The 21,910-nt window shown below is 70.9% G+C and carries 19 protein-coding genes; 5 read left to right on the top strand and 14 right to left on the bottom strand.

Annotation, left to right across the window (positions count from 1 at the left end; all coding sequences use genetic code 11):
- Entirely contained in the window at positions 1-3,471 is a 3,471-nt protein-coding gene (locus H4F99_RS09710) for a NahK/ErcS family hybrid sensor histidine kinase/response regulator (protein WP_182669538.1), read from the bottom strand.
- Positions 3,472-4,238: 767 nt separating this feature from the next.
- On the opposite strand from H4F99_RS09710, the gene H4F99_RS09705 reads away from it, so the two are divergent.
- From H4F99_RS09705 to H4F99_RS14380, 3 genes are all read left to right on the top strand, one after another.
- Positions 4,239-6,071, top strand: coding sequence for a putative nucleotidyltransferase substrate binding domain-containing protein (locus tag H4F99_RS09705; protein ID WP_182669537.1), 1,833 nt, complete (start codon positions 4,239-4,241; stop codon positions 6,069-6,071).
- Positions 6,068-6,772, top strand: coding sequence for an exonuclease domain-containing protein (locus H4F99_RS09700; protein ID WP_182669536.1), 705 nt, complete (start codon positions 6,068-6,070; stop codon positions 6,770-6,772). The genes H4F99_RS09705 and H4F99_RS09700 overlap by 4 nt, the downstream gene beginning before the upstream one ends.
- Positions 6,773-6,981: 209 nt before the next feature.
- A complete protein-coding gene (locus tag H4F99_RS14380) occupies positions 6,982-8,943 on the top strand; it encodes a serine protease (protein ID WP_220481112.1) in 1,962 nt (653 codons plus the stop codon).
- Between the two features lie 166 nt (positions 8,944-9,109).
- Here the strand turns inward: H4F99_RS14380 and rpmG are convergent, their stop codons facing one another.
- The 11 genes from rpmG to H4F99_RS09640 all read right to left on the bottom strand — a co-directional run bounded on the left by rpmG (position 9,110) and on the right by H4F99_RS09640 (position 17,593).
- A complete protein-coding gene (gene rpmG, locus H4F99_RS09690) occupies positions 9,110-9,274 on the bottom strand; it encodes a 50S ribosomal protein L33 (protein ID WP_182669535.1) in 165 nt (54 codons plus the stop codon).
- A 13-nt stretch (positions 9,275-9,287) separates the two neighbouring features.
- On the bottom strand, positions 9,288-9,524 hold the full coding sequence (rpmB, locus tag H4F99_RS09685) for a 50S ribosomal protein L28 (RefSeq protein ID WP_182669534.1): 237 nt from the start codon (positions 9,522-9,524) through the stop codon (positions 9,288-9,290).
- A 256-nt stretch (positions 9,525-9,780) separates the two neighbouring features.
- Positions 9,781-11,619 carry a DUF885 domain-containing protein gene (locus H4F99_RS09680; protein WP_182669533.1) on the bottom strand — a complete coding sequence of 613 codons (1,839 nt, stop codon included), beginning with the start codon at positions 11,617-11,619 and terminating at the stop codon, positions 9,781-9,783.
- A 97-nt stretch (positions 11,620-11,716) separates the two neighbouring features.
- Entirely contained in the window at positions 11,717-12,055 is a 339-nt protein-coding gene (locus tag H4F99_RS09675; protein ID WP_182669532.1) for a lipid-A-disaccharide synthase N-terminal domain-containing protein, read from the bottom strand.
- Between the two features lie 3 nt (positions 12,056-12,058).
- A complete protein-coding gene (locus H4F99_RS09670; RefSeq protein ID WP_182669531.1) occupies positions 12,059-12,787 on the bottom strand; it encodes a glycosyltransferase family 2 protein in 729 nt (242 codons plus the stop codon).
- A 126-nt stretch (positions 12,788-12,913) separates the two neighbouring features.
- Positions 12,914-13,906: an NAD-dependent epimerase/dehydratase family protein gene (locus H4F99_RS09665; RefSeq protein WP_182669530.1), complete on the bottom strand. Its 993-nt coding sequence runs from the start codon at positions 13,904-13,906 to the stop codon at positions 12,914-12,916.
- Positions 13,907-13,916: 10 nt separating this feature from the next.
- Positions 13,917-14,339, bottom strand: a complete 423-nt coding sequence (locus H4F99_RS09660; RefSeq protein ID WP_182669529.1) for a hypothetical protein — start codon at positions 14,337-14,339, stop codon at positions 13,917-13,919.
- A 28-nt stretch (positions 14,340-14,367) separates the two neighbouring features.
- On the bottom strand, positions 14,368-15,300 hold the full coding sequence (locus H4F99_RS09655; protein ID WP_182669528.1) for a ParB/RepB/Spo0J family partition protein: 933 nt from the start codon (positions 15,298-15,300) through the stop codon (positions 14,368-14,370).
- Positions 15,297-16,097 carry a ParA family protein gene (locus tag H4F99_RS09650; RefSeq protein ID WP_182669527.1) on the bottom strand — a complete coding sequence of 267 codons (801 nt, stop codon included), beginning with the start codon at positions 16,095-16,097 and terminating at the stop codon, positions 15,297-15,299. Before H4F99_RS09650 ends, H4F99_RS09655 begins: the two co-directional genes overlap by 4 nt.
- Before the next feature lie 191 nt (positions 16,098-16,288).
- Entirely contained in the window at positions 16,289-16,957 is a 669-nt protein-coding gene (gene rsmG / locus H4F99_RS09645) for a 16S rRNA (guanine(527)-N(7))-methyltransferase RsmG (protein WP_182669526.1), read from the bottom strand.
- A 27-nt stretch (positions 16,958-16,984) separates the two neighbouring features.
- The gene (locus H4F99_RS09640; RefSeq protein WP_182669525.1) at positions 16,985-17,593 is read right to left on the bottom strand and encodes a 4'-phosphopantetheinyl transferase family protein; all 609 of its coding nucleotides are present in this window, start codon (positions 17,591-17,593) and stop codon (positions 16,985-16,987) included.
- Positions 17,594-17,670: 77 nt separating this feature from the next.
- On the opposite strand from H4F99_RS09640, the gene H4F99_RS09635 reads away from it, so the two are divergent.
- Positions 17,671-19,023, top strand: a complete 1,353-nt coding sequence (locus tag H4F99_RS09635) for an AMP-binding protein (RefSeq protein ID WP_182669675.1) — start codon at positions 17,671-17,673, stop codon at positions 19,021-19,023.
- Between the two features lie 109 nt (positions 19,024-19,132).
- A complete protein-coding gene (locus H4F99_RS09630; protein ID WP_182669524.1) occupies positions 19,133-19,387 on the top strand; it encodes a GlsB/YeaQ/YmgE family stress response membrane protein in 255 nt (84 codons plus the stop codon).
- A gap of 105 nt (positions 19,388-19,492) precedes the next feature.
- On the opposite strand, the gene xth is transcribed toward H4F99_RS09630, so the two are convergent.
- Positions 19,493-20,263 (bottom strand): exodeoxyribonuclease III, encoded by a 771-nt coding sequence (gene xth / locus H4F99_RS09625; protein ID WP_182669523.1) that lies wholly within the window; start codon positions 20,261-20,263, stop codon positions 19,493-19,495.
- 84 nt (positions 20,264-20,347) lie between these two features.
- A complete protein-coding gene (locus H4F99_RS09620) occupies positions 20,348-21,844 on the bottom strand; it encodes a dihydrolipoyl dehydrogenase (protein ID WP_182669522.1) in 1,497 nt (498 codons plus the stop codon).
- Between the last annotated feature and the right edge of the window lie 66 nt (positions 21,845-21,910).

The raw sequence follows: 21,910 nt of genomic DNA, 5'->3' as shown, positions 1-21,910 counted from the left end.
TCAGGCCCGCTTGGACTGCCGCTGCGCGGCCAGGAACGCACGCATCGACGCCGGCTTGACCGGCTTGGTCAGGACCCGGCAGTCGTGCTCGCGCGCGGCGTGCTTGAGTGCGTCTGAGCCATCGCCCGTGAGCAGTGCGGCCGGGAAGCCGGGCCCGAACTTCGCGCGCAGCGCGTCGATCACGCCGAGCCCGTCCAGCCGGTCGTGCAGGTGGTAGTCGACCAGGGCCACATCGGGCGGGATGTCGGCACCAGCGGCCTGCATCGCCTCGTCGACGTTCGCCGCGGTGATCACGATCGCGCCCCAGCGCTGCAGCAGGGTGCGCATGCCCTCGAGGATTTCGCGGTCGTTGTCGACGCACAGCACGCGCAGGCCGGCGATCGCGTCGGTGTCGCCCAGCGTGCGGGCCGGCACGGGCTCCGGCGGCGCCAGGCCCTGGCCGAACGGCACGGTGATCGAGAACACGCTGCCCGCACCCACGCGAGAACGCACGCGCAGCGGGTGGTTGAGCGTGCGCGCGATGCGCTGGCAGATCGACAAGCCGAGGCCCAGGCCGCGCTCCCCCCCTTCGGTGGGCGCATCGAAGCGCCGGAACTCGTCGAAGATCTGGGTGAGGTGGTGCTCGGAGATGCCCGGGCCGGTGTCCCAGACCTGTAGCTCGATGGCGCCATCGCGCACGCGGGCGGCGATCAGCACCCCCCCGGTGCGGGTGTAACGCAAGGCATTGGCCAGGAAGTTCTGCAGCGCGCGGCGGAGCAGGCGGCGATCGCTGCGCACCGGGCGCGGGCGCTGCGGCGCGCGCACGCGCAACTGCAGGCGATGGTTGGCCGCAACCGGTGCGTACTGCGCGACGAGCTCGCGCAACAGTTCATTCACATCGAAGTCGGTGATTTCCGGGCGCAATGCGCCCGCGTCCAGGCGCGAGATGTCGAGCAGGCCGTCGAGCAGGTCCTCGGCGGCGCGCAGTGCGGCATCGACGCGTTCGGCGAGGCGCGCCTGTTCGTCGCTGTCGTTGCTCTCGCGCAGCGCGGTGGTGAACAGGCGCGCGGCATTAAGCGGCTGCAGCACGTCGTGGCTGACCGCCGCGAGGAAGCGGGTCTTGGACTGCTGCGCGGCCTCGGCTTCGCGGGTTCGCTGCTCGACGCGCTGCTCGAGGGTTTCGTTCACCTCCCGCAGGGCCTGTTCGGCGCGCTTGTAGTCGGTGATGTCGCTGTAGCTGGTGACGTAGCCACCGCCGGGCAGCGGTCGGCCGCGGACTTCGACCACCTGGTCGTTGTCGCGCAGGCGCTCGAACACGTAGGGCCGTCCGGCACGCAGGTGCTCGATGCGACGCTGCACGTGCGCGTCGGCATCGCCGTTGCCCATCTCGCCGCGCTCGGCGTTCCAGCGCAGCAGTTCGATGACCGGCCGACCCACGTAGAGCATGCCGTCGGGATAGTCGTAGAGCTCCTGGTACTGGCGGTTCCAGGCGACCAGGCGGAGTTCGGCATCGACCACGCTGACGCCCTGGCTGATGTTCTCCAGGGTGGTGGACATGATCTGGCGGTTGAATCGGAGTTCCTGGTTGGCTTCGTCGAGCAGGGCCACCACCTCGCCCAGCTCCATGCCCGACCCGCGCAATGCGCTGGTGAGGGTGAGGCGGGCGGACGCCGCGCCGATCGCCGAGGCCAGCAGGCGTTCGGTGAACTGCGCGAGCGCGCGGTCGGCCGGCAGGCCGGGCTGCCAGGCGTGGCCCTGCTGTTCCGCATGCGCCTCGAAGGCCCGGCGGGCATGGCGCTCGCCGACGATGCGTTCGGCGAGCGCCAGCAGTTCCCCGGCCCGCACGCTGCCGGCCCAGCCTCCGGGGCCGAGTGCCGGGCGTTGTGCATAGGGATCGAGGAACGGGGTCGCGAGCAGCTGCTCCTGCAGGCGGGGGCGCTTGCGCATCGACATGAAGACGAAGCCGCCGACGTTCAGCAGCAGGGACCAGAACACGCCGTGGGTCAGCGGGTCCCAGCCCTGCAGGCCGAACAGCTGTTCCGGACGCAGCCACGCCACGCCCCACGGGCCCTGCTCGATCCAGTCGGCCGCGAACCAGCCGCCCCGCGCCAGCGCCGGCAAGAGCAGCGTGTAGGTCCAGACCAGCGCGCCCGCGGCCAGGCCGCTGAACGCGCCCACCCGGCTGGCGCCGCGCCAGTACAGCCCGCCGATCAGCGCGGGGGCGAACTGGGCGACCGCGGCGAACGCGAGCAGGCCGTGCTGGGCCAGGCCCCCGGCGTCGCTGCCGTCGCGCAACAGGTCACCGCGGTGGTAGGCGTAGGCCAGCATCGCCAGCATCACGATGGTCAGCCGGCGGACCCACAGGACCTGGCGGTCGATCGCCGGGGTCTGGTGCAGGTGCCCGGCGCGCAGCAGCAGCGGCATCACCAGGTCGTTGCTGACCATGGTCGCCAACGCGACGCTGGTGACGATGACCATGCCGGTGGCGGCGGAGAAACCGCCGATGTACACGACCATCGCCAGCAGTTCCTGGTCCAGCGCCAGGGGCAGGGCCAGCACGTAGCTGTCGGGCGAGACGCCGGTGCCGGACAGCACCGACTGGCCGGCGAGGGTGATCGGCACCACCAGGACGCTGATCACGGCCAGGTAGGCCCCGAACAACCATCGCGCGGTGCGGGCATCGGCCGGGTTCTGGCATTCGACCACCGCCATGTGGAACTGCCGAGGCAGGCACAGGATGGCGGTGAACGCGAGCAGGGTCTGGGCAACGAAGCCGGTCGGCAGGCCGGGAGCGAGCACCACGTCCGCGGCCTGCACCATGCGCTGGCCGAGGTGGCCGGTGCCGGGCAGGTGGGCCAGCGCGAACGTGCCGATGGCCACGAACGCCACCAGTTTCACCACCGATTCCAGTGCCACCGCCAGCACCATGCCCCGGTGGTGTTCGGTGGCATCGATCTGCCGCGTGCCGAACAGGATCGCGAACACCGCCAGCAGGATGGCCGTGTAGAAGGCGGGGTCCGAGAGGGGCGGCGCGTTTGCGGGCAGCCCGGCCAGCACGTCCACGCTCATCGCCACCGCCTTGAACTGCAGGGCGACGTAAGGCACCGCCGCGACCAGCGCCAGCAGCGCCACGAGCGCCGCCAGGCCCGGCGCCCGCCCATAGCGCGAGGACAGGAAGTCGGCGATCGACACGATGCGGTGCTCGCCCGAGATCAGCACCAGCCGTTCGAGGATCCGCCAGGCGAAGAACAGCAGCAGCAGCGGCCCCAGGTAGATCGGCAGGAAGCCCATGCCGGTCCGCGCGGCCGTGCCCACCGCGCCGTAGAAGGTCCAGGAGGAGCAGTACACGGCCAGGGCCAGCGAGTACACGGCCGGGCGCAGCCAGCGATGCCGCGCCATCCAGCCATGCGGCCGGTCGCCGACGTGGGCCACCGCGAACAGCAGCACCACGTAGCCCAGTGAAACCAGCAGCAGCACCCAGCCCGCGATCACCGGCACCCTCCCCCGTTCGAGTGCGCCGAGTGTAGACCGGGCCCGCGCGGATCGCAGCGTCGTCGAAACGGTCGCGCCGGGCACCTCGTTCACCGGGCGGCACGATGGGCCGGCGCATCGCCCTGTAGCGGCGGCATGGGGGCCTGACGTGCCGGGCCGAACGCGACCCCATCGTTCCAGATTCAGAACATATTCTACAAAGATGCCGTGTCTGTCGCGTCCATATAGACAAAATGTAAGAAAAGAGGGGTTTTTTAGAAGTATTTGAATACGCCGTAGAAGTTTACGGAGGGGTGACCGGCGTACATCTGGTCCCGGACTTCACGCATGACCCGCCTGACCCATGCATCAGGCCCCACGTGAAGGCCGCCTGCCACCCACACGGATGCGGTGGCCCAGGAATCTTCGGGAATGGATTTCCGGCCGGGGCGGTCGCGGGACGCGACGGCCCCGGCCCTCCCACGGAAACGATGGGCACGGATGCCTGCTTTTCCGGGAATGCCGCTCACGCAGCGCCCCGGAAAAGGACGCTTGCCACCCGGGGGACGCGATGGAGGCCGACAGAGCGCTCGTCGCGAGACCCACCGGGGCCGGCCATGCCTGCGGGCGTGCGTCGGCATCACCTCTCTTTCCGGGCCCGGACTAGGCTCGATTGCGCCGGATCGCCGGCCCTTGACGCCCCGGTCCCCTGCCGGGGCGTTCTTACGTGCGGCGCCTGCATCGAAAGTCCGGATGTGTTGCCGGGACCGCCGTGGCAGGCTGCGGCCATGGAACCGCTTCCCGGCCTCGACCTGGACGCCCCGCCGTTCGACCTGCTCGACGCGGCGGCACGGCGGCGGCTGCAGCGCAGCGTAGACATGGGCTTCCACCCCGCCGGCGAGGTCATCCTGGAGGCCGGCACCGCCTCGTCCCACGTGCACGTGATCCTGAAAGGGGTGGTGCGGGCCTGGGACCTCCACGCGGAGGGCGCGCGGCTGTTCGCCGACTTCGACAGCGGCGACATGTTCGGGGCATGGGCGGTCATCGCGGGACGGGCCCGGCACCGGTACCAGGCGGTCGAGGACGTGCTCGACTTCCTGATCCCGGCGGCGCTGTTCCGCGAGCTGCTGGACGCCCACCCGCGGTTCGCTGCCTGGTTCCATGAAGGCCTGGCCCTGAAGCGCCGCGTCGCGGCCGACGAACAACAGCCGTCCGAACTGTCGCAGCTGATGTTGACCCGGGTCCGCGACGCCCATCTGGCGCCGGCCGTGCAGGTGCCCGCCACCACCACGATCCAGGAAGCCGCGCAGCGGTTGCGCGAAGCACGGGTGGACTGCCTGCTGGTCGAGGGTCGCCGCGGGCGCGACGACGGTCCAGGCATCGTCACCCGTACCGACCTGCTGGAGGCGATGGCGCTGGAAGCCCAGGGGCGCGACGCTGCCGTGGGGCCACTCGCCCGGCGGCCGCTGATCGAAGTGCGCGCCCGGGACGTCCTGTTCCAGGCCCTGGTGACGATGACCGAGCACGGCATCGAACGGGTCCCGGTGCGGGACGACGGGGATGGCAACCTGCTGGGGACGCTCGGGATGGCCGAGGTGTTGGCCCACTACACCAGCCATTCCCATCTCATCCAGCTGCGCCTGGAGCGGGCGCGAAGCCTGGACGACGTGGCCGAGGCCGCACGCGGGATGACCGCGCTGGTGCGCCAGTTGCACGCCCAGGGCGCTCGCATGAGTTATCTGATGGAGCTGGTCTCCGCCCTGAACAGCCGCATCCTGGCGCGCGTCTTCGACGCCGTGGTGCCGGCCGACCGCCGCGACGCGTTGTGCCTGCTGGTGCTCGGCAGCGAGGGTCGCCGCGAGCAGATCCTCAAGACGGACCAGGACAACGCCCTGGTCATCGCGGATGGCCACGATTGGGACGGCCTGCCGGCGGCGATGGCGCGGTTCGGCGAAGCCCTTCGCGACATCGGCTACCCGCCGTGCCCGGGCGGGGTGATGGCCACGCGTCCCGACTGGCGGATGCCGGAACGTCGTTGGCGCGAACGCATCGCGGGCTGGGCGCGGGAGCCCGACGGCGCCCACGCGATGGCCTTGTCGATCATGCTCGACGCGCGACCGGTCGCTGGCAACACCGCGCTGTTCGCGGGCGTCGAAGACGCGCTTCACGCCCTGGGCCGGGACGAGCTGCTGCTGCGGGCGCTGGCCCGCGCGACCCTGGAGTTTTCCACGCCGCTGGACCTGTTCGGGCGCATGCGCGACGGCGGCGCGGGCATGGACCTCAAGAAGGGGGGCGTCTTCCCCATCGTGCACGGCATCCGCGTCCTCGCGCTGCGCCATGGCGTGAGGCGGCACAACACCTTCGACCGCTGCGAGGCGCTGCGTGCGGCCGGCGCACTCTCGAGCGAGCTCGGTCGCGACCTGCCGCAGGCCCTGGCGGTGTTCCTGCGCCTGCGGCTGGGGGCACAGCTGCAGGCGCTGGCCGCCGGCGAGCCCGTCGACAACCGGGTGCATCCGGCCAGCCTGCGGCGACTCGACCGCGAACTGCTCCGCGACGCCTTCCGCGTGGTCAATGCATTCAAGGATCACGTGCGCGACAGCTTCCACCTGAGGGCCGGATGATGCGGGCCCTGCGCGTCTGGCGCGATCGCCACCGCCACCGCCGCGGACCCTGGGCGGCGTTGCTGGCGCCGCCGCCGGCAAGCCAATGGGTGTCCCTGGATTTGGAGACCACCGGCCTCGACCCCCGCCGCGACCGCATCCTCAGCATCGCCGCGGTGCCGATCGCCGGCCGCCGGATCCAGCTGGGCGCGCGCTTCGAGGCCCTGGTCCGGCCGGACCCGACCGATGCCCCGCCCGACCTGGATGCGATCCGTCACCACCGCCTGCGTCCGCAGGACCTCGAGCACGGCGTCGCATTGCACGACGCGGTCGCGGCGCTGCTCCACTGGCTGGGGCCACGCGTGCTGGTGGGCTACCGGATCGGTTTCGACATCGCGATGCTGGACCGCGTGGTGCCCACGATCACGGGCTTCCGGCTGCCCCATCGCCGCATCGACCTGGTCGATCGCTTCCGCGCGCGCGCGCGCCACCGCCAGCCCGACGCGATCGGCGGAGAGGTGGATTTCGAGCACATGGCCGCCGCACTCGGCGTTCCCATGCTCGCGCGGCATTCCGCGCTGGGCGACGCGATGACCGCGGCGGCATGCTGGCTGGTGCTGGACGCCCCGGCCCGGCGCAGCCCGGATGCTGCATCGCAACATGACGTCGGCGCGGGGCCGGCCCGCCCGCCCCGCCCGGGGGATGAGAACTATTTGATTTGACCGGGCCATCGCGTCCGTGTCTTAGTCGAACAGGGCAGGGGACCGCATCCAGCGGATCCGCCCGTCGAGCCCGATCGATTCCGCACCGACGTCGCCACGTACAACGTTGCCTCCCGGGGGATGGCCAGGCGCGCATGCATGCCGTGGACCGCAGACCGGCATGCCCGCGCCCGGGTGCATGGACAGTTCATTGTGAATAGGGAGAGAACATGATGAATCCGAACCAGACGCCGATCCCAGCGGCGATCCTCGCCGCACCCGCGGCCGCGCTGTCGCTCGCCCTGTCGCTGGCCCTGGGCGGCACGGTGACGCCCGCCCACGCGGCGGACATCAAGCCGACTTCGGCACCGCGGCCCGCGCCGATCGTGGTGGGCACCCCGCGCAACAAGCGCGTGGTCCTTCGCCGCCCCGCCAGTGCCGGGGCCACGACCTCAACGGCCTCCACCGCCGACCAGACCGTGATCGAGACGCCCGACGCCGCGTTCATCAAGGTGCATTTCGACCATTTCGAGCTGCCCGCCGGCGTGGTGCTTGAGGTTTCCAATGCCGATGGCAGCGAGGTCTACCGCTATGGCCAGTCGCATCGGGATGCCCACACCGTCGATGCCTCGCTGGGCCAGAACGGCATCAGCAGCTTCTCCGCGATGTCGATCAGCGGACCGGTCGCGATCCTGCGCCTGGTGGGAACCGCCACCGAGCCCTGGGAAACCCGCCACAGCGTGGACATCAGCAGTTACCTGGAAGGCTATCCGGAGGACATGCTGCAGGGCCTGCAGGGGGACGGCCTGCTGACGCCCGCCGGACAGATCGGCACGCAGTCGATCTGTGGCACCGACGACAAGCGGCCGGTCGCCTGCTACGTGGACAGCGACCCCGCCGCCCACGACCGCTCGCGGCCGGTCGGGCGCATGCTCAGCAGCAGCGGCAGCCTGTGCACCGTGTGGCGGGTGGGACCGGACAACCGCCTGTTCACCAACAACCACTGCATTTCGACCCAGTCGGGTGTCAGCGGGGCGGAGTTCTGGTTCAACTACCAGCTCGCGACCTGCAGCGGCAGCACCACCGGCGCCGTCACCAAGGTGACGGGCGACCAGATGCTGAAGACCGACGCCCCGCTCGACTACACCCTGTTCACCGTCAACGATTTCGCGTCGCTGGCCCCGTTCGGCTACCTCGGCCTGGATACCGGCGCGCTGTCGGTCGGCGACGGGCTCTACATCGCGCAGCATCCGGGAGGGCGGCGCAAGGAGCTGGGCGTGATGGACGGCAGCGCCATGTGCGCGGTCAAGAGCACCAATGGCTCGGGCACCAGCGGCAGCCCCGGCAGCGACATCGGTTACACCTGCGACACCGAGGGCGGCAGTTCCGGTTCGCCGGTGATCTCGCGCAGCTCCAACAAGGTCATCGCCCTGCACCACCTGGGCGGCTGCAACAACCAGGGGGCCAAGATCTCGCGCATCTGGCCGCAGGTCGCCGGGTATTTCAACAACCAAGTGCCCGACGGTGACGATGGCGGCGGCACGCCCGGCCCGGATCCGACGCCCGGCAGCCTGCAGCGGGGCGTGCCGGTCACCGTCAACGGGGTCTCCGGCAGCGAGACCCGCTTCACCCTTGCCGTGCCGGCCGGCGCAAGCAACCTGACGTTCACCACCAGCGGCGGCAGTGGCGATGCGGACCTGTACGTCCGGTTCGGTGCGGCCCCCACCGCCTCGGCCTACGACTGCCGCCCGTATCGCAACGGCAACGCGGAAAGCTGCAGCTTCGCCAGTCCGCAAGCCGGCACCTGGCACGTGATGCTCCGCGGCTACAGCGCGTTCAACGGCCTGACGCTGCTGGCGAACCACGCGACCTCGGGGGGCGCGCCCTGCACCGGCTGCGATGCCTACACCGGCAGCCTGTCGGGCACCGGCAGCACCGCGGTACAGCCCAATGGCACGTACTACACCTCGGTGGCGGGCGCCCAGAGGGCGTGGTTGCGGGGCCCGGCCGGCAGCGACTTCGACCTGGAGCTGTATCGCTGGAACGGTTCGGGCTGGTCCCGGGTCGCATCATCGGCCGGTCCCACCAGCGAAGAGTCGGTGACCTACAACGGAAGCGCGGGCTACTACTACTGGCGCGTGCTGGCCTATGCGGGCAGCGGCAGTTACACCCTCTGGCTGGACACGCCCTGACAGGCGAAGGGGCACCCCGCATCGGGGATGCCCCTGCCGGCCGCGCTGGCGCCCCTCCATGCCCCGCCGGGCAGGCCCCGCGAAAACGACAATGGCCCGCCAAGGCGGGCCATTGCATCCCCGGGAATACCGGGGCAGGTCGGCAGGGCCTCGACGGCCCGTCAGATCACTTGATCTTGCCTTCCTTGTACATCACGTGCTTCCGGACGACGGGGTCGTACTTCTTGACCTCCATCTTGTTCGGCGTGTTCTTCTTGTTCTTGTCGGTGGTGTAGAAGTGGCCGGTGCCGGCCGAGGAGATCAGGCGGATCTTGTCGCGCTTGGAAGGCATGGGTCAGGTCTCCTCAGATCTTTTCGCCGCGGGCACGGAGCTCGGCGAGAACGGCATCGATGCCCTTCTTGTCGATGGTGCGCAGGGCCTTGGTGGAAACGCGCAGCTTCACCCAGCGGTTTTCGCTGGCAACCCAGAACCGGCGCTCATGCAGGTTCGGGAGGAAACGGCGACGGGTCTTGTTCATCGCGTGCGAGACGTTGTTGCCGGTCGTCGTACGCTTGCCGGTGACTTGGCATACTCGGGACATTACGCACCTCGTAGGTGTATGGAGCTTCCCTTGGCCAGGGAGGCGTCGGCCCCGCCGCCGGCCGGATTCCCGGGGCGACATGCGATGCAGGTGGACGGATCGCGCTGCCAGCGGTGGTCGGGATCGCATTCCCGGGCCACCCGGCGGTTCCCACGGAGGAACCCACCGGACACAGCGAGCCGAGCATTATGCACGTGCCCGCCCGCCGGCGCAAGACTTATCCACAAGCCGGGGCCGGGGAGCCCAGCCGGACGGTTCAGCCGGCGGCGCTTTCCTGCGCGTCGTCCCCGGCGGCCTTCGTCTCCGCGATCCAGGCCCGCACTTCGGCCTCCAGCACCGGCAGCGGCAGCGAGCCCTGGCGCAGCACGGCATCGTGGAAGGCCTTGATGTCGAAGCGATCGCCGAGTTCGCGCTCGGCCTCGCCGCGCAGGCGGACGATCGCGATCTCGCCCAGCTTGTAGCTCAGCGCCTGCGCGGGCCAGGAGATGTAGCGGTCGACCTCGGTGGTGACCTCGTGCTCGCTCAGCGCGGTGCGGTCACGCAGGTAGGCCAGCGCCTGGTCGCGGCTCCAGCCCTGGGCGTGCACGCCGGTGTCGATCACCAGCCGGCAGGCGCGCCACATCTCGTAGGTCAGGCGCCCGAACTCCTCGTAGGGCGTCTCGTAGATGCCCATCTCCTGCCCGAGCTTCTCGGTGTACAGCGCCCAGCCTTCGCCATAGGCGGAGATGTAGGACTGGCGGCGGAACGCCGGCTGGCCGGTCTGTTCGCGCGCCAGCGCCCCCTGCAGGGCATGGCCCGGCGAGGCTTCGTGCAGGGTCAGCGCCGGCAGGTTGTACAGGGGGCGCGACGGCAGGTCGTAGGTGTTCAGCCAGTAGGTGCCGGGGCCGCCACGGCCGGCGGTCCAGAACGGGGCGATGTCGTCCGGCACCTTGATGATGGTGAAGCGCGCGCGCGGCAGGGTGCCGATGAACTTGCCGACCTCGCCGTCCACGCGCTTGGCGATCCACGCCGCGCGCTCCAGCAGCGCCTGCGGGGTGTCGACGTAGAACCGGGGATCGGTGCGCAGGAAATGCAGGAAGGCCGGGGAGGTCTCCTGGCCCGCGGGCGGCTCGAAGCCTACCTTGGCGATGATCGCGTCCATCTCCGCCTGGATGCGCGCGACCTCGTCCAGGCCGATGCGGTGGATCTGGTCCGGTGTCAGGTCGAGCGTCGTGTAGTGGTGGATCTGCTGCTGGTACCAGGCTGCGCCGCCCGGCATCTCCGAGGCACCGAGCGTGGTCCGCGCATTCGGCACGTACTCTTCGACGAAGAACACCCGCAGATCACGGAAGGCCGGGATCACGCGGTCGCGGATGGCGGCCTGGGCGGCGGCGCGCAGGCGCCCCTGTTCGGCCGCGGGGATCCGCGCCGGCAACTCGCGGAACGGCGCATAGACGTTCGCCTGGGTGGGATCGTCGAGGTCGGCGGTCGCGGCGATGGACACCTCGCGGCCGTCGAGCACGGCGCGCGGCACGCTGAAGCCCCGTGCGAGCCCGGCCCGCATGTTGGCGACCTGGTCATCGAAGTATCGCGGCACGTCCTCGAGGCGGGCGATGTAGGCCTCGGCGTCCTTGGCATCATCGAAACGCGTGCGTGCCATGAAACCGAGGTTCGACCAGAACGAGGAGTCCGAGTTGAACGGCATCTCGTAGTCGCGCATGCGCACTTCCGCGGCGAGGTCCTCGACCTGGCGGCGGTACACGGCATAGTTGATCCGGTTCGCGGCGGACAGCGCGTCCGCGTCCAGCGCGTCCAGCTCGGCGATCACGCCCTCCCAGACGGCGAGGCGTGCCTGCTGGCTCGCGGCATCCACGCGCGGCATCGTGCGGTTGGCCGCTTCGCCCTCGTTGTCCTCGTCCGCGCCGCCGAACTCGCGCTGGCGCCATTCCCATTCTTTCGTGTAGATCGACTCGAAGCGGGTGTCGGCGGCGCTGGCCGTGGCGGCGGTCGTGGACCCGTCCGCGGCGACATCGGTCGCCGGTGTGGCGAGGGCCAGCGCGCTGGCGAGGGCGGTCGCGAGGACCAGCGGGAGGGGCAACAGGGCAGCTCGGCGCATCGGGGTTCGGGTTCGTCGGCACGAAAACCCGATTCTCTCACCCCGGCAGCAGCGCCGGATGTGCCGGAACGGCCGGGCGGTTGGCCCGGTGGCCGGCTCAGTGGCTGGCGCGGTCGCGGTGCCAGCCGCGGTGGCGGATGTCGAGGTACAGGCTGTAGGCGGCGGTGAACGAGGGGAACAGGTTCTGGATCACGCCGACCGCATCCTGCTTCTGCGAGAACAGGAAGTAGCTGAGGGTCATCGCGCTGCCGCACAGGCTCATGTACCAGAACAGCCGCGGGATCACCGGCTTGCCGTGCCGGCGCGAAGCGACGAACTGGACCACCCAGCGCCCGCCGAACATCAGTGCGCCGGTCAGGCCGATCAGCTTCCACGGCGACATGTGGATGCCGGTCCACTCCAGCCACCCGATCGGGTCGTTCATGAAATCGCCCATGGCTCAGAACTCCTCGGTGCGGGTCACCTTGCCGCGCTTGATCAGCCAGGCCACGCCACGCAGGTCGCTGATGCCGACCAGCGCGCGGCCCAGGTTGTTGTATTTGGACACGCCCGCGGTGCGGTGGCGGTGGTTCACCGGGACGCTCACGGTCCCGTGGCCCGCGCGCTGCATCAGCGCCGGCAGGTAACGGTGCATGTGGTCGAAATGCGGCAGCTCGAGGAAGGCCTCGCGCTCGAACAGCTTGATCCCGCAGCCGGTGTCCGGAGTGTCGTCGCGCAGCATGCGGGTGCGGATCGCATTGGCCCATTTCGAGGCCCAGCGCTTGCTGCCGCTGTCCTGGCGGTCGACCCGCCAGCCGGCGAACAGCTTCACGGTGGGGTCGACACGGTCTCGTTCACGCAGCAGTTTGGGGATGTCGGCCGGGTCGTTCTGGCCGTCGCCGTCCAGGGTGGCGATCCACGGCGCCCGCGCGGCCTTGACGCCATTGCGCACGGCGGTGCTCTGCCCGCTCTGGGTGACGTGGTGGACCACGCGCAACTCGGGCACCCCGGCCTTCAGCGCGCGCAGCACGTCCAACGTGTCGTCGCGCGAATGGTCATCGACGTAGACGATCTCGAACGGCACCACGCCGCGCAGCGCGGCCGTGATCTCGTGCACGAGGGGGGCGACGTTGTCGCGCTCGTTGAACACGGGCACGACGACGGAGAGCTGGGGATCGGTCTGGCTCATCGGGATGGACGCTCAAGGGGCCGTCCTGGCGACGGCGGGCGATGCGCCGGGCCCTCGCGGGCATGGCGCGCACATCCTACCGCCCTGGCGGGAGATTGGCCGAACGGCGCCCCAATGGACGACGGATCAGGCGCGCTCGCCGAAATACGCGCGGCACCATTCCACCACCTCGGGCAAACCGTCCTCGATCGCGGTGCGCGGCTCGAAACCGAGTGCGTCGTGGGCGCGCGCGGTGTCGGCCATGGTCTCGACCATGTCGCCGGGTTGCATCGGCTTGTAGACCTTCTCGGCGGCGCGGCCGGCGGCGCGTTCGATCACCGCGATGAAATGCTCCAGCTCCACCGGCGTGTGGTTGCCGAGGTTGAACACGCGGTGCGGCGGCACGCCGTCCACGCAGGCCGGCGGCGGGTGGTCGAGCGCGGCCAGCACGCCGTCGACGATGTCGTCGATCCAGGTGAAGTCCCGACGCATGCGGCCGTTGTTGAACACGTCGATCGGCCGTCCGGCCAGCACCGCGCGCGAGAACAGCAGCGGCGCCATGTCCGGCCGGCCCCACGGTCCGTAGACGGTGAAGAAGCGCAGGCCGGTGGCGCGCAGGCCATACAGCTGCGCGTAGGTGTAGCCCATCAGCTCGTTCGCCGCCTTGGTCGCGGCGTACAGCGAGCGCGGCTTGTCGATGCGCTGGTCTTCGGAGAACGGCGGCGTGGCCGAATCGCCGTAGACCGACGAGGAACTGGCATAGGCCAGGTGTTCGACGCCTCGGTGCCGGCACAGCTCCAGCAGGTTGACGAAGCCGGCGAGGTTGCTGTCGACGTAATCGTGCGGATGGGTCAGCGAGTAGCGCACCCCGGCCTGCGCGGCCAGGTGGACCACGCGGACGAAGCGGCACTCATCGAACAGCGCGGCGAGGCCCTCCCGGTCGGTCAGGTCGAGCGTGCGGATGTCGACATCCGGGCACAGCGCGGCGACGCGGTCGCGCTTCAGCTGGGGATCGTAATAGGCATTGAAGTTGTCGAGGCCGATGACGGCCTCGCCGCGCGTACGCAGTGCACGGCATACGTGCGCGCCGATGAATCCGGCGGCGCCGGTGACGAGGACGGGCGGGACGGTGTCGTTCATGGCGCTCGGGTCAGGGTAGGCGCCCGGACGGAGCGGGCTGGATATCGAAGGACAGCGACAGGCGCAGCCGCGCGACGGCCTCGCACAGCCATGGGCCGAGATCGAAACCGTAGCCGGGATCGGCGGGCAGGCTGATCGCCAGTTCGCAACGGCCGCCTTCGGCGACCAGTGCCTGCAGCAGTGGCTGGTGCGGGGCCAGGCGGTCGAGCTCGAGGCGCAGCTGCTGGGCGAGGTCGACCGCCTCCCGGCCCGCAGTCCCGGCGGTGTCCAGCGGCGCAGTGGCGTAGCTGTCGCCGTGGACGCCCCCGCGGGCGCGCGGCTCGCCCGCCCGCCAATGACGGCTGGGATGCAGCCCCAGCCGGTTGAACAGCGGCGCCAGGTCGGCGCGCGGATGCGTGGCGCGCAGGGCCACGCGATAACGGCGTTCGGTCACGTCACGAGGCTCCGGTGGCGCCAGACGCTCAGTCGGGCTGCGGGCCGCGCAGCTTCTCGAGGACGCCGTCCAGTGCGTCGAGATCGCTGTAGTGGATGACCAGGCGCCCCTTTCCGCCGCGACCGTGCAGCACGTTGACGCGGGTGTTCAGGCTTTCCGACAGCTGGCGCTCGAGGGAGACGATATCGGCCTGCGGCGCGACCCTCGCCGGCTTCGGCTTGCCGCCTGCCGGCACCTTGCCCGCGGCGAGCTGTTGCACGCGATGCTCCACCTCGCGCACCGACCAACCGTGTTCGGCCGCCTGCCGTGCCAGCGCCACCGCGGCCTGCGGGGCCAGCGTCAGCAAGGCGCGGGCATGGCCCATCTCCAGCGCGCGGGTCTCGACCAGTACGCGGATTTCCGGTGGCAGCTCCAGCAGGCGCAACAGGTTGGACACCGCGGCGCGCGAACGGCCCACCGCCTCGGCCGTCTGCGCGTGGGTCAGGTCGAACTCGTCGATGAGGCGCTGCAGGGCCTGCGCCTCTTCCAGCGGATTGAGGTCCTCGCGCTGGATGTTCTCGATCAGCGCCATCGCGACGACGGTGCGGTCGTCGACCTCGCGCACCACCGCCGGGATCTCCAGCAATCCGGCACGCTGGCTGGCCCGCCAGCGCCGTTCGCCCGCGATGATCTCGTAGGTCTTGCCGCCGCGTTCGGCGATCTCGCGCACGACGATCGGCTGGATCACGCCCTGGGCCTTGATCGATTCGGCCAGCTCGTCGAGCTTGTCTTCGTCCCAGTGCTTGCGCGGCTGGTACTTGCCCGCGGTCAGCGCATCCATGGGCAGGCTGCGCAGGACGTCGCCGGGCGCGGCCTCCAGCGCCGGCGCTTCGGCGGCCTTCGGCCCGAGCAGGGCTTCCAGGCCGCGGCCCAGGCCCTTCTTCTTCGCCGCGCCCTTCGCCGCCGTCCTGGACGTGGTCATGCCGCGACCTCCGGCGCCGTCGCGGCGCGCTCACGCTCGCGCTGCCGGCGGATGACTTCGCCGGCCAGGCCGAGGTAGGCGATGCCGCCCCGGCTGCCGCGGTCGTAGCCGACGATGCTCTGGCCGTGGCTGGGCGCCTCGGCCAGGCGCACGTTGCGCGGCACGATGGTGCGGAACACCTTGTCGCCGAAATGGTTCGTGAGTTCGGCGGAGACTGCGTTGGCGAGGTTGTTGCGCACGTCGAACATGGTCCGCAGCACGCCCTCGATCTCGAGGCTCGGGTTGAGCCGCTGGCGGATCGCCTCGATGGTCTCCAGCAGCGCGCTGATGCCTTCCAGCGCGTAGTACTCGCACTGCATCGGCACGATCACCGAGTCGGCGGCGGTCAGCGCGTTGAGGGTCAGCAGCGACAGTGCCGGCGGACAGTCGATGAGGACGTAGTCGTAGTTGCCCGCGACATCGGCCAGCGCACGCTTGAGGTGCTGCTCGCGGCCGTCGCGCTCCATCAGCTGGATCTCGGCGGCGGTCAGGTCGATGTTGCCCGGCAGCAGGTCGAAGTCCTCGACGGTGCGCACGATGGCGTCGGCCGCGGTGGCCTCGCCCAGCAGCACGTCGCAGATGGAGTTCTCGAGCTCGCGCTTGTCCACCCCGCTGCCCATGGTCGCGTTGCCCTGCGGATCGAGGTCGATCAGCAGCACCTTCTTCGGCGTGCGCGCCAGTCCGGCGGCCAGGTTGACGGCGGTGGTGGTCTTGCCGACCCCGCCCTTCTGGTTGGCGATGGCGATGATGCGGGCCATTCGGCGGTATCCCCTGGCGTGAGCGCCTGCTGTGCGGAGGGTGCCCCTGCGGGCATGCGGTGCGGTTCGTCGGCGGTCCGTGCCACCCGCGGGAGGCCCGGTGGCGTCGGGCCGGCCACGGGCCGGACTGGGGATTATGCCCGCCTCGGCCGGTGTGTCCCACCTCGGACCGCTTGACGGGCGTCGAAGCTTCAGCCGGGGGCGTCCTCGCGGGCGACGATCACGAGGTGGCGTTCAGCCTCCAGCCCCGGTACCGACAGCGGCTCGCTCGCCTGCACCGCCCAGCCCTCGGGCAGCGTGGCGATCTCATCCACCGGATGGACGCCCTTCATCGCCAGCAACCGTCCGTCGGGACGCAGCAGGTGGCCGCCCAGCTGGAGGATCAGCGGCAGGGTGGCCAGCGCGCGCGCGGTGATCGCGTCGAAGCGGCCGGCCTCGTCCACCGCCTCGATCCGCGACTCCAGCACGCGCACGCGCGGGGCGAGCCCCAGCTTGCGCACCGCTTCGCGCAGGAAGCGCGCCTTCTTGCCATTGCTTTCCACCAGCGCCACGCGCAGGCCGGGCCGGGCGATCGCCAGCGGGATGCCCGGCAGGCCGGGACCGGTGCCGAGGTCGGCCAGCTCGCCGCCCGCGTCGGCGATTTCCGCGACGTGACGGTGCATCGCCAGCGAATCCAGCAGGTGCTTGACCAGCATCTCGCGCGGGTCGCGGATCGCGGTGAGGTTGTAGGTCTGGTTCCAGCGCAGCAGCAGGCGCAGGTAATCCAGCAGCGCCGGCGCCAGGGCCGGCGGCAGGTCGAGTGCGCGGAGGCCCTGCTCGAGCGTGGGGCGGAGGTCGGGGGGCAGCGGGTCGGCGGTCATCGGCATCAGTATGAAGGCTGGCGGCGTTCAGGCCTCGCGGCGCCAGGCCACCGCGCCCAGGTAGCCCGGCGCCGGCACCAGTTCGCGCAGTGCCCAGCGCTCCGGCGATCCGAGGTCGGGGTGGCTCTCGACCAGGCGCAGCCCCCCGGGGCCCTCCTCGAAGCGCAGGCGGTCCAGGCCGAATGCGATGCCGCGACCGTGCGCTTTCAGCACCGCCTCCTTGGCGCACCAGAGGCGCAGGAAGGCCTGCTCACGCGCCAGCGGCTCGTGCAGGGTGGCCAGCCAGGCGTGTTCGGCGGGATCGAAGTAGCGCGCAGCCAGCGCCAGCGCGCGCGGGCGGGGCCGGCGACGCTCCAGGTCGATGCCCACGCGCACCTGCTGGCCCAGCGCGACCAGCAGGCCGTCGCCGCTGTGGCTCCAGCTGACATCGCGCTGCTCGAAGGGGGCGTCCACCCAGGGCCGACGCCAGGCATCGCGGCGCAACGGCAGGCTCGCGGCCGGGGCACCGAGTTCGGATGCGAGCCAGTCCCGCACCTGCGCCTCGGCCGGCCGGGCGGCCTGGCGCGGCAGCCAGGTCCAGCGGACCGGCAGGGCGACGGACGGCGGCGGCGGAAGCGGCATGGGACGGTTTGGCATGGCGGGGTCTGCCCAGCGTAAGCTAGGCGCAGGGGAGCGGCCTGGCCGCCAGGGACAATCTGCAGGGCCGACCCATGATGCCAGCCGCATCCAATGCCACGCCACGTTCGGCGCCGCGCGACCCCCTGGTGGTCGGCGACCCGTCGGCGACGCTCGCGTTCGACGGCAAGCGGACGATCACCCGGGGCGCCTTCCTGGCCGAGGCGACGCGCCTGGCCGCGTGCCTGCCGGACAGCCCCCACGCGATCAACCTGTGCGAGGACCGCTACCGCTTCCTGCTGGCGTTCGGCGCCGCTGCCCTCCGCGGCCAGACCACGCTGCTGCCGCCGGCCCGTACCGAAGCCGCGATCGACGAGATCCGTCGCCGCCACCCGGGCCACCACCTCCTGCACGATGCCGCGGTCGAGGCCCTGTGCGCCGCCGATGCCGGACAGGTGCCCGCCGTCCCGCGCATCGCGCCGGGGATTGCCGGGACGCAGCGTGTGGCGGTCGGCTTCACCTCCGGGAGCACCGGCCAGCCGGGTGCGAACCCGAAGACCTGGGCGGGTTTCCGGGCGAGCACGGCGCAGAACCTGGCGGCGCTGGCCGACCTGCTGGACGGCCCGGCGACGCCCCTGGTGGCCACGGTGCCGTCGCAGCACATGTATGGCATGGAGATGTCGGTGCTGCTGCCCCTGCTCGCACCGGTGGCCCTGCACACGGCACGCCCGTTCTTTCCCGGCGACGTCGCCGGCGCCCTCGCCGACGCGCCGAGCCCGCCCCTGCTGGTCACCACCCCGGTCCACCTCCGGGCGCTGGTGGAATCGGGTCTCCGGTTGCCGCGCCTGGCCGGGATCGTCTCGGCCACTGCCCCGCTGCCGGTCGCCCTCGCGGAGCGCGCCGAGCAGCGGTTCGGAGCCGAAGTGCGGGAGCTGTTCGGGTCGACCGAAACCTGCGTGATCGCGCGACGGCGCACCGCCCGCGAGGCGGCCTGGCAGCCGTTGCCCGGGGTCCGCCTGCAACCCCGGCCCGACGGCACGGCGGTCACGGCCCCGCACCTGGCCGCACCCGTGGTGCTGGCCGACCTGGTGGCGCTGCACCCGGAGGGGGGATTCGTCCTGCACGGGCGCAACAGCGACCTGCTGGAGATCGCCGGGAAGCGTGCCTCACTCGGCGACCTCACCCGCAAGCTGCTCGACGTCGAGGGCGTGCGCGATGGCGTGGTGTTCCAGCTCGACGAGGCGGATGCCGCCGGGGTGCGGCGGATCGCCGCGCTGGTGGTGGCGCCGGGCCGGCAGCCGGCGGAGCTCATCCGTGCGCTGCGTGCCGCGGTCGATCCGGTGTTCCTGCCGCGTCCGCTGTTCTGCGTCGACGCGCTGCCCCGCAACGAGACCGGCAAGCTGCCCCGCGAGGCCTTGCTGGCCATGGTGAAGGGCGCCTCACAAACCTGAAGGGCGGGCCGGACAGACAAGACGCTTCCGTCACGTGCCCCGGGAGAGAGTGTCGCCAGCCCGCCGCGGCGGGTCCCACCCCCCACCCCAAGCCCGAGGAGTGAAACCCGTGGAATTCATCATCATGTTGATCGTCGGCGGCATTGCCGGCTGGCTCGCGAGCATGGTCATGCGGACCGATGGCCAGCAAGGCATCATCCTGAACATCGTCGTCGGCATCATCGGCGGCTTCCTCGGCGGATTCCTGCTGCCGATGGTGGGCCTCCAGTTCGGCGGCTGGATCGGTTACCTGGTGACCGCCCTGATCGGCGCCATCATCCTGCTGGCGATCGTGAACCTGTTCCGGCGCGGCCGCGTGCGCTGATCGCGTCGAACGGCTGGCCTGATCCGTGAAGCCCGGGGAAACCCGGGCTTTTTTTCGTCCGCCCGCCAATGCCCTCCAGGGCGGCCCTTGCAGGCCTGCGGTCGGCTAGACGTCGAGCGCGACCCACGCCGGCGCGTGGTCGCTCGGGCGTTCCCAGGTCCGCGGTTCGCGGTCGATGCCGGCATCGCGGCACTTTGGCTTCAGCGCGTCCGACACCAGGGTCAGGTCGATGCGCAGGCCCCGGTCCCGACGAAACCCCGCCTGCCGGTAATCCCACCAGCTGAACACGCCACCGGCCTCGTGGTGCAGGCGGTAGGCATCGTGCAGGCCCAGTGCATACAGCCGCCGCAGGGCGTCCCGCTCGGCGGTGGAGGTAAGGATGTGGTCCTCGTTCCAGACCTCGGGATCGTGCACGTCACGCGCGTCCGGTGCGATGTTGAAATCGCCCATCACCACCAGCCGGGGATGCGCCTGGATCTCGGCGGCCAGCCAGTCGTGTACCGCCGCCAGCCAGCGCAGCTTGTAGGCATACTTGTCGGTGCCGACGTCCTGACCGTTGACGACGTACAGGTTGACGATGCGCAGGTCGCCGACCGTCGCCGCGATTGCCCGCTTCTGTTCGTCCTCGAACCCGGGAATGCCCATCTGGACGTCCAGCGCGGGCTCGCGCGAGAGGAGGGCCACGCCGTTGTAGGTCTTCTGCCCCGAGAACACGCTGCGGTACCCCCGCTCCAGCAACGCCGTGTCGGGGAAGCGCGGGTCTTCGAGCTTGGTTTCCTGCAGGCCAACGATGTCGGGCGTGGCGTCGGCCAGCCATTGATGCAGGTGCGGCAGGCGGACGTTGAGGGAATTGACGTTCCAGCTGGCGATGCGCATCGGAATCTGCCTGTGTGCCCGGGGATCAGGGGAACCCGCGCGGCGCGCGGGCCCACATGCTAGCGCAAGCCCCCGGACGGGCCCTCAGGCGCCCGGGCCGCAGTCGATGCAGCGCGGGGGCGGGTGCGGCCCCATGCCCAGCGCCTCGTTCAGGAGGCGCAGCGCAGTGCGGACGCCCTCCTCGATCACCGGATGGTAGAACGGCATTTCCAGCACCTGGCCCACGGTCAGGCGCGCCTGGATCGCCCAGGCCAGGAGATGTGCGAGATGCTCACCGGCCGGCCCGATCATCTCCGCGCCCAGCAACAGGCCGCTCTCCCGCTCGCCGTACACGCGCAGCAGGCCGTGGTTGACCTGCATGACGCGCGCCCGCCCCTGGTCCTCGAAGGCCACCTCGCCCACTTCGAACTCCACCCCCGCCTGCTCCAGCGCCGCATGGCGCTGTCCGACGAAGGCGATCTGCGGATCGCAGAAGACGATCCCGAGCGGCGTGCGGCGATCCTGTCGCAGGACTTCCGGGAAGCGCGCGGCGTTCTCCCCCGCGATCCGGCCCTCGTCCGCCGCCTCGTGCAGCAGGGGCAGGTCGTCGTTGGCATCGCCGGCCACGAAGACGTGGCTGTCGCCCGCGCGCAGGCTGTGGCGGTCGAACACGGGCACGCCGCGGCCGTCGCGTTCCAGTCCAGCATGCTCCAGTCCCAGGTCGTCGACATTGGGGCGGCGCCCGGTGGTGGCGAGCACCCACTCGAACGGCTCGTTGCACGGCCCGGTGCCGGGGTCCCGGAAGCGGACCGCCACCGCGTCGCCATCGCGCGACACCGTCACGTCGCGTGCATCCAGGCTCATCGGGAGGTCATCGGACAGGATCCCGACCGCACGTTCGCGCACCGCCGGGTCGCTGATGCCGGCGAGTTCGCCGCCCCGCCCGAACAGCCGTACGCGCACGCCGAGCCGGTGCAGGGCCTGGCCCAGTTCCAGCCCGATCACGCCCGCCCCGAACACCGCGACCGAGCCCGGCAACGTGTCCCAGTCGAAGATGTCGTCGCTGGTCAGCAGGCGGTCGCCCGCCGCACGCAACATGTCGGGCACCGCGGGGCGGGAACCGGTGGCGATCACGATACGTCCCGCCCTCAGGCGTGCCACCGCACCCCCGGTCCCGTTGCCGGGCAGTTGCAGGCGCAGGGTGTGGGGATCCTCGAAACGGGCCCGCGCCCGGATGACATGGGCCGGGTCGAAGCCCTCCACCGCCGCCTGCACGAAACCCACGAACCGGTCGCGCTCGTCGCGTACCCGCTGCATCACCGCGCGCCCGTCCACGGTGCCGGCATCGCTGTGGATGCCGAACGCCGGCAACACCGCGAGCCGGTGCCGGGCCTCCGCGGGCGCGATTAGCAACTTGGACGGCATGCACCCGACCCGTGCGCAGGTGGTACCGAACGGACCGCCTTCGATCAGGGCCACGCGATCGGTGTGCTTGCGGACCTGGCGATAGGCGGCCATCCCGGCCGTACCGGCACCGATGATGGCGACGTCCACCTCGTCCGGCAGGGGGACCGGGATGTCAGAGCGGGCTTCGACGGGCATGGCGGGACTCCTGCGGCGTGCCGGCCAGACCATGCCGCGATCGCCGTCGCCACGACGTGATGCACT

It is taken from the genome of Marilutibacter penaei (genome assembly GCF_014145395.1).
In the GTDB taxonomy this organism is placed as follows: domain Bacteria; phylum Pseudomonadota; class Gammaproteobacteria; order Xanthomonadales; family Xanthomonadaceae; genus Marilutibacter; species Marilutibacter penaei.
Note: the sequence above shows the minus strand (reverse complement) of the source record. Positions and strands in the feature narration are given on the sequence as shown.

Excerpts from the sequence above, each read along its gene's own strand:
- H4F99_RS09705 (WP_182669537.1), top strand. The coding sequence starts at position 4,239 with ATGGAACCGCTTCCCGGCCTCGACCTGGACGCCCCGCCGTTCGACCTG.
- H4F99_RS09700 (WP_182669536.1), top strand. The coding sequence starts at position 6,068 with ATGATGCGGGCCCTGCGCGTCTGGCGCGATCGCCACCGCCACCGCCGC.
- H4F99_RS14380 (WP_220481112.1), top strand. The coding sequence starts at position 6,982 with ATGATGAATCCGAACCAGACGCCGATCCCAGCGGCGATCCTCGCCGCA.
- rpmG (WP_182669535.1), bottom strand. The coding sequence starts at position 9,274 with ATGCCTTCCAAGCGCGACAAGATCCGCCTGATCTCCTCGGCCGGCACC.
- rpmB (WP_182669534.1), bottom strand. The coding sequence starts at position 9,524 with ATGTCCCGAGTATGCCAAGTCACCGGCAAGCGTACGACGACCGGCAAC.
- H4F99_RS09680 (WP_182669533.1), bottom strand. The coding sequence starts at position 11,619 with ATGCGCCGAGCTGCCCTGTTGCCCCTCCCGCTGGTCCTCGCGACCGCC.
- H4F99_RS09675 (WP_182669532.1), bottom strand. The coding sequence starts at position 12,055 with ATGGGCGATTTCATGAACGACCCGATCGGGTGGCTGGAGTGGACCGGC.
- H4F99_RS09670 (WP_182669531.1), bottom strand. The coding sequence starts at position 12,787 with ATGAGCCAGACCGATCCCCAGCTCTCCGTCGTCGTGCCCGTGTTCAAC.
- H4F99_RS09665 (WP_182669530.1), bottom strand. The coding sequence starts at position 13,906 with ATGAACGACACCGTCCCGCCCGTCCTCGTCACCGGCGCCGCCGGATTC.
- H4F99_RS09655 (WP_182669528.1), bottom strand. The coding sequence starts at position 15,300 with ATGACCACGTCCAGGACGGCGGCGAAGGGCGCGGCGAAGAAGAAGGGC.
- H4F99_RS09650 (WP_182669527.1), bottom strand. The coding sequence starts at position 16,097 with ATGGCCCGCATCATCGCCATCGCCAACCAGAAGGGCGGGGTCGGCAAG.
- rsmG (WP_182669526.1), bottom strand. The coding sequence starts at position 16,957 with ATGACCGCCGACCCGCTGCCCCCCGACCTCCGCCCCACGCTCGAGCAG.
- H4F99_RS09640 (WP_182669525.1), bottom strand. The coding sequence starts at position 17,593 with ATGCCAAACCGTCCCATGCCGCTTCCGCCGCCGCCGTCCGTCGCCCTG.
- H4F99_RS09635 (WP_182669675.1), top strand. The coding sequence starts at position 17,671 with ATGCCAGCCGCATCCAATGCCACGCCACGTTCGGCGCCGCGCGACCCC.
- xth (WP_182669523.1), bottom strand. The coding sequence starts at position 20,263 with ATGCGCATCGCCAGCTGGAACGTCAATTCCCTCAACGTCCGCCTGCCG.
- H4F99_RS09620 (WP_182669522.1), bottom strand. The coding sequence starts at position 21,844 with ATGCCCGTCGAAGCCCGCTCTGACATCCCGGTCCCCCTGCCGGACGAG.